Annotated in this window: 13 protein-coding genes; 5 read left to right on the top strand and 8 right to left on the bottom strand. The window is 58.9% G+C overall.

The window, feature by feature from the left end:
* Position 1: 1 nt before the first annotated feature.
* Together G6041_RS17995 and G6041_RS18000 are read right to left on the bottom strand one after the other, a co-directional pair.
* The gene (locus G6041_RS17995; protein WP_004386533.1) at positions 2–493 is read right to left on the bottom strand and encodes an Hcp family type VI secretion system effector; all 492 of its coding nucleotides are present in this window, start codon (positions 491–493) and stop codon (positions 2–4) included.
* Positions 494–718: 225 nt separating this feature from the next.
* A complete protein-coding gene (locus G6041_RS18000; RefSeq protein ID WP_012126280.1) occupies positions 719–1,336 on the bottom strand; it encodes a TetR/AcrR family transcriptional regulator in 618 nt (205 codons plus the stop codon).
* A 76-nt stretch (positions 1,337–1,412) separates the two neighbouring features.
* Between G6041_RS18000 and G6041_RS18005 the strand changes: the two genes are divergently transcribed.
* A complete protein-coding gene (locus G6041_RS18005; RefSeq protein ID WP_041460654.1) occupies positions 1,413–2,279 on the top strand; it encodes an aldo/keto reductase family oxidoreductase in 867 nt (288 codons plus the stop codon).
* 60 nt (positions 2,280–2,339) lie between these two features.
* On the opposite strand, the gene G6041_RS18010 is transcribed toward G6041_RS18005, so the two are convergent.
* The 5 genes from G6041_RS18010 to paoA all read right to left on the bottom strand — a co-directional run bounded on the left by G6041_RS18010 (position 2,340) and on the right by paoA (position 7,620).
* Positions 2,340–2,888 (bottom strand): nucleotidyltransferase family protein, encoded by a 549-nt coding sequence (locus tag G6041_RS18010; protein WP_012126278.1) that lies wholly within the window; start codon positions 2,886–2,888, stop codon positions 2,340–2,342.
* Positions 2,888–3,823, bottom strand: a complete 936-nt coding sequence (locus G6041_RS18015; protein ID WP_012126277.1) for an XdhC family protein — start codon at positions 3,821–3,823, stop codon at positions 2,888–2,890. Before G6041_RS18015 ends, G6041_RS18010 begins: the two co-directional genes overlap by 1 nt.
* Positions 3,824–3,893: 70 nt before the next feature.
* Positions 3,894–6,092: an aldehyde oxidoreductase molybdenum-binding subunit PaoC gene (gene paoC, locus G6041_RS18020; RefSeq protein WP_084999188.1), complete on the bottom strand. Its 2,199-nt coding sequence runs from the start codon at positions 6,090–6,092 to the stop codon at positions 3,894–3,896.
* Positions 6,092–7,045, bottom strand: coding sequence for an FAD binding domain-containing protein (locus tag G6041_RS18025; protein ID WP_012126275.1), 954 nt, complete (start codon positions 7,043–7,045; stop codon positions 6,092–6,094). The genes paoC and G6041_RS18025 overlap by 1 nt, the downstream gene beginning before the upstream one ends.
* On the bottom strand, positions 7,042–7,620 hold the full coding sequence (gene paoA / locus G6041_RS18030; RefSeq protein WP_012126274.1) for an aldehyde dehydrogenase iron-sulfur subunit PaoA: 579 nt from the start codon (positions 7,618–7,620) through the stop codon (positions 7,042–7,044). The genes G6041_RS18025 and paoA overlap by 4 nt, the downstream gene beginning before the upstream one ends.
* A 185-nt stretch (positions 7,621–7,805) precedes the next feature.
* On the opposite strand from paoA, the gene G6041_RS18035 reads away from it, so the two are divergent.
* Positions 7,806–8,855 carry a glycosyltransferase family 2 protein gene (locus G6041_RS18035; RefSeq protein ID WP_012126272.1) on the top strand — a complete coding sequence of 350 codons (1,050 nt, stop codon included), beginning with the start codon at positions 7,806–7,808 and terminating at the stop codon, positions 8,853–8,855.
* Positions 8,856–8,864: 9 nt separating this feature from the next.
* Here G6041_RS18035 and G6041_RS18040 read toward each other — a convergent pair whose 3' ends face one another.
* Positions 8,865–9,767 (bottom strand): LysR family transcriptional regulator, encoded by a 903-nt coding sequence (locus G6041_RS18040; RefSeq protein ID WP_012126271.1) that lies wholly within the window; start codon positions 9,765–9,767, stop codon positions 8,865–8,867.
* Positions 9,768–9,985: 218 nt separating this feature from the next.
* Between G6041_RS18040 and G6041_RS18045 the strand changes: the two genes are divergently transcribed.
* The 3 genes from G6041_RS18045 to G6041_RS18055 are packed head-to-tail and all read left to right on the top strand — an operon-like array spanning position 9,986 to position 13,415.
* A complete protein-coding gene (locus tag G6041_RS18045) occupies positions 9,986–11,254 on the top strand; it encodes an MFS transporter (RefSeq protein ID WP_041460653.1) in 1,269 nt (422 codons plus the stop codon).
* A 34-nt stretch (positions 11,255–11,288) separates the two neighbouring features.
* Positions 11,289–12,335: an NAD(P)-dependent alcohol dehydrogenase gene (locus tag G6041_RS18050; protein WP_012126269.1), complete on the top strand. Its 1,047-nt coding sequence runs from the start codon at positions 11,289–11,291 to the stop codon at positions 12,333–12,335.
* Positions 12,336–12,386: 51 nt separating this feature from the next.
* The gene (locus G6041_RS18055; protein ID WP_012126268.1) at positions 12,387–13,415 is read left to right on the top strand and encodes an alpha/beta hydrolase; all 1,029 of its coding nucleotides are present in this window, start codon (positions 12,387–12,389) and stop codon (positions 13,413–13,415) included.
* Positions 13,416–13,421 lie beyond the last annotated feature (6 nt).

The following is a 13,421-nucleotide window of genomic DNA, read 5'->3' on the forward strand; positions in this document are numbered from 1 at the left end:
CCTAAGCATACATCTGGCTGTTCCAGGCATCCGTATATTGGATATTCCCGTTCAGGTATTTCCAGGTTATTTTGTTGTATATCAACCCTACGGACTCCACCGGAGTGGAAAGCAACCCTTCCGGGTGTTTAAAGTTTTGCATATTAGGATGGATACCAGTAATTCTTACATCTTCCAGTATCATCTGGAAAAATTCTTCTTCCATACCCGCGTGGTTAATTCGATACCAGCGAATGATAGCTCGCTGTAGTTTTTCACTGGTAGCGACTGCGCGATAAAGATAAGGCGATGATTTATCGAATTCCTTTTCTATGTTCATCAGGTTATGAACGCGTGTTGCTGTTAGTTTGCCGGTATTCCCGTCGTAAGGTACAGACAAACCATGACCAAAGCTCTGAACCTCTATACTCCCCTCGCGCCCCATCACTTCTGATCCACCACAAATTAACGCGCCCGAGGCGTCATAAAGCCATAAATGTGCCGGGACAGCCATAATGATCTCCTTTATTAAATCATATCGATGACATCACGCTTTTTCATTGCTTCATTGAATAGATCTCGACAGCAATAACGGTTATTTACCGCTATACGACACAAGAAGTAAAAAGGGGTTGTTATTTAATTAAGTTATCTTTGATGAAGATTAAAAAATGCAGTAGGTATTCATAGTTTTGATATCAACCATAAATTAATACACTTTCATAATTAATGATTCATGTCATCCCTTCAAATAACCCCCTAACAACCGCGACAAATGCATCTGAAATTGCCCGGTATAGTCGTGTGGAATAAACCCTTCGAGAAACGCCTTAGTCGGCCCGGTAATGACGCCCAGCGCCAGATGGGCGGTGAATACCGGGTCGGGGAAGGTATTATCCGGGGCGGTAATAAGTGTTTGCGCAATATCATTCACCATTCGCTCATACATCACGCCCATTAACCGGGCACCATCACGCTCTGCCGCCACGCCATACAGCGCTTTTGATTCCTCAGGATTCGCTAGTTTCAGTTGCAGATAGGCCTGCACTATCGCATCCGCCATTTCCCGGACGGGTTTGCCACGCACGGAAATACACGCGGCTTCAAGCGCATCGGCAATTTTGGTTAAGTGTAATTCCAGCACGCCGGAAAGCAGCGCGTCGCGGTTAGGGTAATACTGATAAAGGCTCCCGACCGACATCCCTGCGCGGTTGGCGACGCGCGTGGTGGTGCAACGGCTGAGCCCTTCGGTCACTAAAACCTGAATAGTCGCCGTATGAAGCGCCTCCACCGTCGCCACGGAACGGCGCTGGATCGGGGTTTTACGCGGGCTTAGCGGTGCTGCGGTGGTCTTCATGGAATGCGAATTCTTAAACTGAAGGATGCTTCATATACTAATACTTCCTTCACACCGGTACAGCAAGCAGGTCGTCATGAACACTATTGAAAAAAGCGGTACGTATAAACTCGGCAGCCGTGAAGTCAGACGGTTTGGATATGGCGCGATGCAGCTCGCAGGCCCAGGCGTATTTGGCCCGCCGAAAGATAAAAACGCGGCCCTCAGCGTATTACGCGCGGCCGTTGAGGCGGGCGTTAATCATATTGATACCAGCGATTTTTACGGGCCGCACATTACGAATCAACTGATTTGCGAAGCGTTATACCCTTACCGCGACGACCTGACGATTGTAACTAAAGTCGGTGCGACACGCGGAAATGATGCCTCGTGGAACCCGGCATTTTCGGCTGAAGAATTAACGCAAGCCGTTCACGATAATTTGCGCAACCTGAAGCTCGACGCACTGGATGTCGTTAATTTTCGCGTGATGTTTGATGTCCACGGCCCGGCGGAAGGATCTATCGAAGCGCCGCTCACGGCCCTGGTTAAATTAAAAGAACAGGGGCTGATTAAACATATCGGTTTAAGTAACGTCACGCAGAAACAGGTTGCGCAGGCGCGGCAGATAACGTCGATAAGCTGCGTGCAGAATATGTATAACATCGTTCACCGCCGCGATGAGGCGTTAATTGATGAACTGGCCGCCGTCGGGATTGCTTATGTGCCGTTTTTCCCGTTAGGCGGATTCTCACCGTTGCAGTCCTCAACGCTTGAGACTATCGCAACGCAATTATCAGCGACACCGATGCAGGTGGCGCTCGCCTGGCTGTTAAACCGCGCGGAGAATATTTTATTAATTCCGGGTACGTCGTCAGTCGCGCATTTCCATGAAAACAGTAAGGCCACGGAATTAACGCTCTCTCAGGAAACCCTCGACGCGTTAAATAAGCTGGCCGCGTAAGCGCGAAACGCCGTCAGATTTTACGCATTTCACCAGCGTGTTCGTAAAATCTGTACGGCGCTATTTTTTATCGTGTTCAGCCGCCGCTAAATCCGCCGGCACGTCAATGTCCTGCACGATGCCTGCGTCGTTTAGCGCAAGCGTTAATACGTCTGCGCGCGCCCTTGCCACCTGCACAATCGATTTTGCGCCCTCATCGCCAGAAAGCGCGACAAGCGCGTCGAAATACTCACGCCGGAAGCCGACCGGGTGACCATGACGCTGCTGGTAGTACGGCACCACCACGGGCTTTTCATTCAGCGCCTGCGCCACCCGTTGCAGCGACGCGGCCGTTATGAGCGGCAGATCGCCCGGCAGGATCAGCCAGCCTGCGGCGTCTGGTGTGGCTTTGACACCGAGCGCGATGGACTCGCCCATGCCGTCAGTGCCCCCTTCCGGCCTGACCAGATGCCACGGCAGGCCAGAGGCTTGCGCCGCCGCCAGTACGTGTTGCAGCACCGGCTTGCCTGCCAGCAGCGCCTCCAGCTTGTGCGTCGTTCCGCCGCCCGCGCGAAAGCGCTCGCCCTTTCCGGCGGCGAGAATAATGATGACCGGCTGTGCTTCGGGCATCAGACTGCGGCCTCACGGTTGAGTCGCGCCGCCGCAACATCAGCAAGAATCGACAGCGCCAGCGACTGCGCGTCGCGGGCTTTCGGGAAGATCCCGATCGGCGCTTTAATGCGGGCGATATCCTGCTCGCTAAAGCCCCGCTCGCGCAGTGCCACGGTGCGTGCGGCATGGGTGCGCTGGCTGCCGAGCGCGCCGATGTAAAACGGCGCGCCGCAAAGCGCCGCCTCAAGTACCGGTAACTCGCGATCAAGATCGTGAAAAAGCACGATCACGGCGGTATCGGCGTCCATCTGTGCACAAGCAGTCTGCGGATTGACGCCGTCATTCACCAGCACGTCATAACCTGCCGCCCGCGCGATAGTGGCGGTGGCCTCGGCCTCTACGGAGCGGCCAAAAATGATGACCTGCGTGCAGGGCGTGTAGCGCACGTCAAAGGCGTCGTCGCGCCAGCCGGTCTTTTGTAACGGCAGCACGGTTTGCAGCGTCTGCGTGGCAGGGTGATAACGCAGCCCCGCCGCTTTGCGCTGCGAAAGGGCGTTCAGCACCGCCAGCAGCGGCATCGCATCACGTAGCGGGTGAATCGCGAGCGTAATGCCGCCGCCGCACGGCAGCACAATATCGAAATAAGGCGAACCTTCGCCATATTTCACCAGGCGGTCTTTACCGCAGGCGATCGCCTCCAGCGCCTCGAAAGCGGCGGCCGCCTCCACGCAGCCGCCGGAAACAAAGCCGCAATACGCGCCGTCGTCGCGCACGGCCATCTGCGCGCCGAGCGCCCGTGACGAGCCGCCGCGGATCTCCACCAGCGTGACCAGCGCGGCGGCCATACCGGCGCGCAGCGCCTGCGCCGCAAAGCGCAAAATCGCGGTGCTGTCATCGGTCAGAAACGCCGCCTCAGGCCGCGCCTGTTCTGTCAGCAGGGGTTGTTGCAGCACCTTTTCTCATCCTTCTGTTAAACGGCGATCGGGTGCGGCTGGCGACGCGTGGCCGCCAGCCGTCACGTCCTTATGCCATCTCTGGCAGCCCTTCAAGCAGCTTATCCAGCGTGATGGGGTAATCGCGCACGCGCACGCCGGTGGCGTTGTAAATCGCGTTCGCAATGGCGGCGCTGACGCCGCACAGGCCCAGCTCGCCCACGCCTTTAGCTTTCATCGGTGACGACACCGGGTCTGTGTCTTCCAGGAAAATCACCTCCTGCGTCGGGATATCGGCGTGAACCGGCACTTCATAGAGCGCCATGTCGTGATTAACGAAAAAGCCGCGCCGCGTATCGACGAACAGCTCTTCCATCAGCGCCCCGCCAAGCCCCATCGTCATCGCGCCAATGACCTGGCTGCGCGCGGTTTTCGGGTTGAGAATGCGCCCGGCGGCGCAGACCGCCAGCATCCGGCGCACGCGCACTTCGCCGGTGTTCGCCTCGACGGCCACTTCCACAAAATGTCCGGCGAAGGTCGACTGCTGGAACTGTTTATCGAGATCGCCATATTCCATGGTGTCTTCAACCGTCAGCGTGCCGTCAGCGGCGGCATCGGCGAGCACCGCGATGCGCCCGTCGCCCTGAATATTGCCATCAAAAAATTCAGCGCGGTTCGGGTCAAAACCGAGCTTACTGGCGACCGCTTCGCGCAGTTTGACGCACGCCGCGTACACGCCCGCCGTGGAGCTGTTCGCGCCCCACTGCCCGCCTGAGCCGGAAGAGATGAGGTAATCGGAGTCGCCCAGCCGCACCGTCACACGCTCCAGCGGCACGCCCATCATTTCAGCGGCGGTTTGCGCGATGATGGTATAGCTACCGGTACCGATATCCGTCATGTCCGTTTCCACGGTGACATGGCCCTGCGCGTCCAGATGCACGCGCGCGCCCGATTTGGTCACCAGGTTATTACGAAACCCCGCCGCCATACCGAGCCCAATCAGCCAGTCGCCTTCGCGTACCTGCGCCGGTTGCGGGTTGCGCTGATGCCAGCCGAAGTGCGCCGCCCCGGTTCGCAGACACTCCACCAGCTGGCGGCGCGAGAAAAAGCGCTCCGGGTGCGCCGGGTCCACTTGCGTGTCGTTGATAATGCGAAACTCCACCGGATCGATGCCGAGTTTTTCGGCCATCTCATCCATCGCGATCTCCAGCACCATCATGCCCGGCGCTTCGCCAGGCGCGCGCATGGAGTTGCCCTCGGGCAGATCCAGCTCCGCCAGCCGCAGCCCGGTGTGGCGGTTCGCGCCCGCGTAGAGCAGCTCCGTCTGGTTGGTCGCCGTCTCCGTCGGGCCGCCCGGCAGGTTGCCGGACCAGCTTTCATGGGCGATGGCCGTGATGCGCCCGTCATTGTGCGCGCCGATGCGCACCCGCTGGATCGTGGCCGGGCGGTGCGTGGTGTTGTTGGGAATAAAGGGGCGCGGCAGCATCACTTTCACAGGGCGTTGCGTTGCACGGGCGCCGAGCGCCGCCAGCACCGCGTCGCTGCGCAAAAAGAGTTTGCTGCCAAAGCCGCCGCCGATAAACGGCGAACGCACGCGGATATTTTCAACAGGAATACCGAGTGTTTTGGCGAGATCGCCGCGCCACCAGTTAATCATCTGGCTGGACGTCCAGAGCGTGAGTTTATCGCCCTCCCACGCGGCCATGGACGCATGCGGCTCCATCGCCATATGGCTTTGATCCGGCGTGGTGTACGTGGCATCGAGCTGCACGGCGGCGCTTTCAAAAGCGCTGTTAAAATCGCCAACGATTTTATCGGGCGTATCGTCCGGCGGCGTGGTCACCGACGGTTTTTCCTGCGCCAGATCGTAATGCCCCGGCGCTTCTTCATATTCCACGGCGATAAGCCCGGCGGCCGCACGCGCCTGCTCGAAGGTTTCCGCCACCACCAGCGCGATAGCCTGGTGATAGTGCTCAATGTCCGGGCCGCCCAGTAGTGTTGCGGCGTTCATGTCGCCCTTACCGGGCAGGGCGGCGTTTTCCGCCGTCACCACGGCCAGCACGCCGGGTGCCTGTTGTGCCGCCTGGATATCCATCGCGACGATGCGCCCTTTGGCGATGGCGGAGCCTACAACGTGACCATAGGCGGCGTTCGGCGCTTCATCGTGCCACTCATAGGCGTAAGTGGCCTGGCCTGAGGTTTTCAGCGGGCCGTCGATACGATCGCGCGGCCGTCCGACCACGTTCTGCTGGTCGATCGGGTTCTCTGTTGCCGGTTTTTCAAATTTCATCAGCCTGCCCTCGCTTGCGTCAGTACCGAGGCGATGGTGCGTTTCGCCAGCACCAGCTTGAATGCGTTTTCCGCGGTCGGCTGCGCATCGGCAAACAGCGCGTCATACACCGCCTGCGCGCCGTGCGGCACCTGCGCATCCGCGGCATCGAGCCGCCAGGGTTTATGCGCCACGCCGCCCACCGCCACGCGCCCGGTGCCGTCCGGCTGCACAATCGCCGCCACCGATACCAGCGCGAACGCGTAAGAGGCGCGGTCGCGCACTTTGCGATAGATATGCGTTCCGCCCACCGGCGGCGGCAGCGTGACGGCCGTGATGAATTCGCCAGGCTCCAGCACCGTTTCCAGATGCGGCGTATCGCCAGGCGCGCGGTAAAACTCCGCGACCGGAATGCGGCGCGCCTGATCGTTCGGGTTGATGGTTTCTACCACCGCGTCCAGCAGGCGCATGGCGACCGCCATATCGCTCGGGTGCGTGGCGATACAGGCGTCGCTCGCGCCCACCACGGCTAACTGGCGGCTGTAACCCTGCATGGCAGCGCAGCCGCTACCAGGCTGACGTTTATTGCACGCCTGGTTGGTATCGTAGAAATAGGGGCAGCGGGTGCGCTGCAAGAGATTCCCGGCGGTCGTCGCCCGGTTGCGTAACTGCCCGGATGCCCCGGCCAGCAGCGCGCGTGAAAGCACGGCGTAGTCGCGGCGCACGCGGTCATCTGCCGCCAGATCGGTGTTGCGCACCAGCGCGCCAATCCGCAAACCGCCGTTTTCTGTCGGCTCAATTGTGTCCAGCGCGAGACCGTTAACGTCAATCAGATGTACCGGCGTTTCTATCTCCAGTTTCATCAGATCGAGCAAATTTGTGCCGCCCGCGATGAATTTTGCGCCCGGCGTGCGCTGCGCGCTGGCCGCCGCCTCTGCGGGCGTCGCGGCGCGTTCGTAAGTGAAAGCTTTCATGAGGATTCACTCCCGGCGACATCTTCGATCGCAGCAAGAATGTTGGCATACGCGCCGCAGCGGCAGATATTGCCGCTCATGCGCTCGCGGATTTCGTCGGCGGTCATTTCCGGCGGTGAAACTAAATCGTGCGTCACATGGCTTGGGATGCCCGCTTCGATTTCTTTAAGCATCGCGACCGAGGAGCAGATCTGCCCCGGCGTGCAGTAGCCGCACTGAAAACCGTCATGCTCTACAAACGCCGCCTGCATCGGGTGCAGGTTTTCCGGCGAGCCGAGCCCCTCAATGGTGGTGACGTCGGCATCCTGATGCATCACCGCCAGCGTCAGACACGAATTCACGCGCCGTCCGTCGATGATGACCGTACACGCGCCGCACTGGCCGTGATCGCAACCCTTCTTGGTGCCCGTCAGCGCCAGATGTTCGCGCAGCGCGTCCAGAAGCGTCGTGCGGGTGTCCACCTCCAACTGCCGGGGTTCGCCATTCACCGTCAGCCTCAGCGGGACATATTGCGGCGGCGGGCCGCCTGCATCGCGCAGATGCCCGTGGTGTGTTTCATCGCCGTGGTTGCTCATGCCAGGCCTCCAGTATTGTCAAAGTGAAAAGAGTGTTGCCGCTACGATGCCGCGCGGCTTTTTTTATAACGGAGAGTTAATAATAGACGGCGCTGACGCGCTGGCAGGCACCGCTAAAAAATTGCCACCCGCCGCCGATACCTCTGGTATCGTGAATTCCCCCGAAGCCGCCTGAACCTGACGCTATGATTTCCATCTGCATGATCGTGAAAAACGAGGCAAAGCATCTTGCCGATACCCTCGCCTCCGTCGCCGCGCATTTCGACGATATCGTGATTGTCGATACCGGATCGCAGGACGACACCAAAGCCGTCGCGCAACGCTTTACCGACAAGGTGTATGACTTCGCGTGGGTGGATGATTTCGCGGCGGCGCGTAACGCCTCGCTGACTTACGCCCGCCACGAATGGGTGCTGGTGATTGATGCCGATGAATCCATAATGGCGGTGGATATCCCGGCGCTGCAGGCGCTTATCCATGCGCACCCGGAGGGCGTCGGGCGCGTGGAGCGGATTAACTACATTGACGAAGGCGACGGCGTCACCACCCTGCGTGAGCGCGTGTCGCGCCTGTTCCCAAAGGCGCGTTATCACTATCAGGGCGTGATCCACGAGCAGGTGACGCCGCGCGAGGGCCACGCGCCGGGCGACATGTTCCCGGTGCCTGTGACGCTCGATCATGTCGGCTACAAAAAAGCGGTGTTGCAGGAGACGGATAAAATTACCCGCAACATTCGCCTGCTGGAGCGGGCATTGCAGACGCAGCCGGACGATCCGTATCTCTGGTTTCAGCTAGGCAAAAGCCATTTTCTCAAACGCGACTATGCCCCGGCGGCAGAGTCGTTTCGCAAGGCGCTGAGCTATGAACCGAACGTGGCGCTGGAGTATGTTGAAGAGATGGTCGAAACGCTGGGCTATGCGCTGATTAATCAGGGCGATTACGCGGCGGCCATGAGCATTCTTGATTACGAGCGCTGGTATACCTCCGCCGATTTCATGTTTCTTAAAGCGCTGATTCTGATGAATAACGGCCAGCTACAGGCGGCGGTGGACACCTTCTTACACTGCACCCGCATGCCGGAGAGCAGCAAAGCGGGCGTGACCAGTTTTAAGGCCTGGTACAACATCGGGGTGATCCTGGAAATCTCCGGCATGACGACAGAGGCGCAGGCCTGTTATACGCAGTGCGGCGATTACCCACCCGCGCAGGCAGGGCTGGCGCGGCTGAACGCCTGACGCACGTCTTTACCTTTTCCGATTGCCGGTCATTTTTAGGGCTTCGACCACCAGCGAAAAGGCAGGAGATGGCTGCTTTCTGCTGGGATAATAAAGGTAATAACCGGGAAACGGTGCGCACCACGCTTCAAGCACGCGCACCAGTTTTCCGTCTTTAAAATGGTCGTCAAACTCACCTTCTGGCAGAAAGGCGATGCCGAGTCCGTCCAGCGCGGCATGAACGATATGCGCAGCCGTATTGAAAATAAGCTGGCCCTCAACGCGCACATTCACCGGCCCGTCCTGCCCATCAAATTCCCAGACATACAGCCCGCCTCCGCTGGTCATACGCAAGTTAATGCAGTTGTGAGCCACCAAATCGTGCGGCGTTTCCGGCACCGGATGCGCCGCGAAGTAATCCGGCGAGGCGGCGGCAGCCATCCGCATCGGCGGGCTAATCGGCACGGCAATCATGTCTTTATCGATCGTACCGCCAAGCCGCACGCCTGCATCAAAGCGATCCGCGACGATATTGCGAAACCCATGGTTGGCATCAAATTCCATCTCGATATCCGGGTAATCGCGTAAGATCGGCGTCAGTTTTGGTAATAAGAGCGCATGCAGAACGTGTGGATCGCAGGTAATACGCACCTTACCCGCAGGCTTATCACGCAGCGCGCTCAGCATGTCGAGTTCTGCTTCGATTTCATCAAAACGATTGCCGATCGCCTCCAGCAGGCGCTCGCCTGCGGTCGTGAGCGAAATGCTGCGCGTCGTGCGCGTCAGCAGACGCAGCTTTAGCCGGTTTTCCAGCCCGGCAATCGCCTGGCTTAACGCCGACTGCGTCACGCCTAGCTGCGCCGCAGCGCGGGTAAAACTGCCCTCGCGCGCAACGGTCACAAAAGAAAACAGATCGTTCAGGTTACGTTTCATCGCCCGGCTTCTCGCCTTGATTTATTAGTAATTCTAATAATGGTGTTCAGCATTCATTAGCTAGTCAGCCTGACACACCCGTGTAAAATTTTCATCAACAATCCGTTCTGCTCTCGCGGCGCAGGTTTACGCACCGCCTCTTTTTACGGAGCCAGAAACGCCGAACGCCCGTTCTGGCTCGTTTCCCGGCACCCGATAACACCAAGGTTTTCAGCCATGTGCCGCATTTTTACGGCGCCTGCGCTGGCGTGCGCGCTATGCAGCGCGTCGGACCACCCTCTATCACGCTACAGGGCCTGTTGAAGATGACAACGACAACACATGATGACACCCACCCGCGCGCGTACTGGAGCGGCGTGCTGGCAATGACGCTCTGCGCCTTTGCGCTGGTGGCCTCGGAATTTATGCCGGTGAGCCTGCTGACGCCGGTATCACAGGATTTAGGCATCAGCGAAGGACTGGCGGGCCAGGGCATCGCGATTTCCGGCGCGCTGGCGGTACTGACCAGCCTGTTTCTGTCACGGCTCGCTGGCAATCTCAACCGCAAGACCTTGCTGCTGGGGCTGACGCTGCTGATGGCGCTGTCCGGCAGCGTCATCGCGCTCGCGCCCGATTACCTCACCTATATGGCGGGCCGCGCGCTGATTGGCGTAGCGATCGGCGGGTTCTGGTCGCTCAGCACCGCAACGGCGATTCGGCTGGTGCCGCGTCATCAGGTGCCACGCGCGCTGGCGATTTTCAACGGCGGCAATGCGCTGGCCACGGTTATCGCCGCCCCGCTCGGCAGCTGTCTCGGCGCGGTGATAGGCTGGCGCGGCGCGTTCTTCTGCCTCGCACCGATCGCGCTGTTCGCCTTTATCTGGCAATGGCGAAGCCTGCCTGCGATGCCTGCGCAGGGGCACAACGCGCGTGCTGGCGGCGCGCTGCGCCAGCCGCTGGTGATCGTGGGCATGGCGGCCTGCGGGATTTTCTTCATGGGCCAGTTCGCGCTCTTTACCTATGTGCGTCCGTTTCTGGAAACCGTCACGCGCGTCAGTGTCCCTGCGCTGTCGCTCATTCTGCTTGGCATTGGCACCGCCGGGTTTACCGGCACGCTGCTGATTAGTGGTGCGCTGCGCTCAGGCTTCTACCGGACGCTTATTGCTATCCCTTTTTTAATGGCGGCAATTGCCGTCGCGCTGACCGTCGTGGGCCACAGCGTATCGCTGGTTGCGGCACTGCTGTGCGGCTGGGGCCTTATCGCCACCGCCGCGCCCGTGGGCTGGTGGACATGGGTCGCCCGGACGCTGCCCGATAACGCCGAGGCGGGCGGCGGTCTGATGGTGGCAGTCGTTCAGCTTTCCATCGCGCTCGGCTCCACGCTCGGCGGGTTCGCTTTTGACCACAGCGGCTGGCGCAGCACGTTCTTTCTGAGCGCCGGGCTGTTACTGCTGGCGGCGCTACTGACAACCATCACGTCAAAACAGGATTTACATCCTGACATCTGAGCCGCAAGCCGGCCGAACATTGAGGAGTTTCGTTATGCACATTAAGGCTATTGGCGCGCTTTCCGCCACTCAACCGCTTGAACCGATGACGATTAACCGCCGCGAACCCGGCGAGCACGATGTGCAAATCGCCATCGCGTATTGCGGCGTTTGCCACTCGGATATTCATCAGGCACGTGCCGAATGGGCGGGCACGTTATTTCCCTGCGTGCCGGGCCATGAAATCGTCGGTCGCGTCACTGCAATCGGCACGAAAGTCACCGGTTTCGCGCCCGGCGATCTGGTGGGCGTCGGCTGCATCGTCGACAGCTGTAAATATTGCGAAGAGTGCGATGACGGGCTTGAGAATTACTGCGATCACATGATCGGCACCTATAACTTCCCGACGCCGGACGCGCCGGGCCATACGCTTGGCGGTTATTCACAGCAAATTGTCGTGCATGAGCGCTATGTGCTGCGCATCCGTCATCCGGAATCCCAGCTCGCCGCCGTCGCACCGTTACTGTGTGCAGGTATTACGACCTATTCGCCGCTGCGTCACTGGCAAGTTGGGCCCGGGAAAAAAGTGGGCATCGTCGGCATCGGCGGGCTTGGGCATATGGGTATCAAACTGGCGCACGCGATGGGCGCGCAGGTCGTGGCGTTTACCACATCAGAATCCAAACGCGACGCGGCGAAAGAGCTGGGCGCCGATGAAGTGGTGGTATCGCGTAACGCCAGTGAAATGCAGGCGCACGCCAAAAGCTTCGATTTCATCCTGAACACCGTGGCCGCGCCGCATAACCTGGATGCCTTCACTGCGCTTTTAAAACGCGACGGCACAATGACGCTGGTGGGCGCGCCCGCGTCGCCGCATCCGTCGCCGGAAGTCTTTAACCTGATTTTCAAACGCCGCGCTATCGCGGGATCGATGATTGGCGGCATCCCGGAAACGCAGGAGATGCTCGATTTTTGCGCCGAGCACCGTATCGTCGCCGACATTGAGCTTATCCGCGCCGATGAAATTAACGAGGCGTGGGAGCGCATGATCAAAGGCGATGTGAAATATCGCTTTGTCATCGACACCGCGACGCTGGCGTGATGCTAAACACGCCGGGCGGCACCATCGTCCAGCCATTTTGAGGATAACACCATGAAAGCTTTTACTTTGCTATTAGGTCTGCTGACCAGCGCGTTTGCCGCGAGCGCCGCCGATATGTCGCGGGGCGCTGATAACTTTTATGAGAGCGACAGCGTCATCCGTCAGAAAGTGACCTTCAAAAACCAGTATCAGATGAAGGTCACCGGCAATCTGTTCATGCCGAAAAAGATGAATCAACACGTCAGAAATCCGGCGATTATCATTGGCCACCCGATGGGTGCGGTGAAAGAGCAAAGCTCGAATCTTTATGCCCAGAAGCTGGCGGAGCAGGGCTTTGTTACGCTCGCTATCGATCTCTCCTTCTGGGGCGAAAGCGAAGGCCAGCCGCGCAATGCCGTTTCGCCAGATATTTATGCGGAAGATTTCAGCGCCGCGGTGGATTATCTCGGCACGCGTCCGTTCGTCGATAAAAACCGCATCGGGGTGCTGGGCATCTGCGGCAGCGGCAGCTTTGTCATCAGCGCGGCCAAAATCGACCCGCGCATGAAGGCTATTGCCACGGTCAGCATGTATGACATGGGCTCGGCGAATCGCAACGCGCTTCACCATTCATTAACGCCTGAGCAGCGCCAGAAAATTATTGCCGACGCGGCAGCGCAGCGCGAGGTGGAGTTCACAGGCGGCAAGACACGCTATACCGGCGGCACCGTGCATAAAATTGATGAAAACACTTCGGCTATAGAGAAAGAGTTTTACGATTTCTACCGCACGCCTCGCGGCGAATTTACGCCGAAAGGCTCCACGCCAGCGCTCACCACGCACCCGACGCTTACCAGTAATGTGAAGTTTATGAACTTCTATCCATTCAACGATATCGAGACGATTTCGCCGCGCTCGATGCTCTTTATTACCGGCGATCAGGCGCATTCTAAGGAGTTTAGCGAAGACGCCTATCGTCGCGCCGCACAGCCGAAAGAACTTTACGTCGTGCCGAACGCAGGCCATGTAGATTTGTACGATCGTACCGATCTCATCCCGTTCGCGAAGCTGACCTCGTTCTTTCAGGCTAACCTGAAATAATCACCA

The sequence above is a fragment of the Cronobacter sp. HA18003 genome, assembly GCF_011605905.1.
Classification (GTDB): Bacteria; Pseudomonadota; Gammaproteobacteria; order Enterobacterales; family Enterobacteriaceae; genus Cronobacter; species Cronobacter sakazakii.

Coding starts and splice junctions, on each gene's coding strand:
- G6041_RS17995 (WP_004386533.1), bottom strand. CDS start 493: ATGGCTGTCCCGGCACATTTATGGCTTTATGACGCCTCGGGCGCGTTA.
- G6041_RS18000 (WP_012126280.1), bottom strand. CDS start 1,336: ATGAAGACCACCGCAGCACCGCTAAGCCCGCGTAAAACCCCGATCCAG.
- G6041_RS18005 (WP_041460654.1), top strand. CDS start 1,413: ATGAACACTATTGAAAAAAGCGGTACGTATAAACTCGGCAGCCGTGAA.
- G6041_RS18010 (WP_012126278.1), bottom strand. CDS start 2,888: ATGCCCGAAGCACAGCCGGTCATCATTATTCTCGCCGCCGGAAAGGGC.
- paoC (WP_084999188.1), bottom strand. CDS start 6,092: ATGAAATTTGAAAAACCGGCAACAGAGAACCCGATCGACCAGCAGAAC.
- G6041_RS18025 (WP_012126275.1), bottom strand. CDS start 7,045: ATGAAAGCTTTCACTTACGAACGCGCCGCGACGCCCGCAGAGGCGGCG.
- paoA (WP_012126274.1), bottom strand. CDS start 7,620: ATGAGCAACCACGGCGATGAAACACACCACGGGCATCTGCGCGATGCA.
- G6041_RS18035 (WP_012126272.1), top strand. CDS start 7,806: ATGATTTCCATCTGCATGATCGTGAAAAACGAGGCAAAGCATCTTGCC.
- G6041_RS18040 (WP_012126271.1), bottom strand. CDS start 9,767: ATGAAACGTAACCTGAACGATCTGTTTTCTTTTGTGACCGTTGCGCGC.
- G6041_RS18050 (WP_012126269.1), top strand. CDS start 11,289: ATGCACATTAAGGCTATTGGCGCGCTTTCCGCCACTCAACCGCTTGAA.
- G6041_RS18055 (WP_012126268.1), top strand. CDS start 12,387: ATGAAAGCTTTTACTTTGCTATTAGGTCTGCTGACCAGCGCGTTTGCC.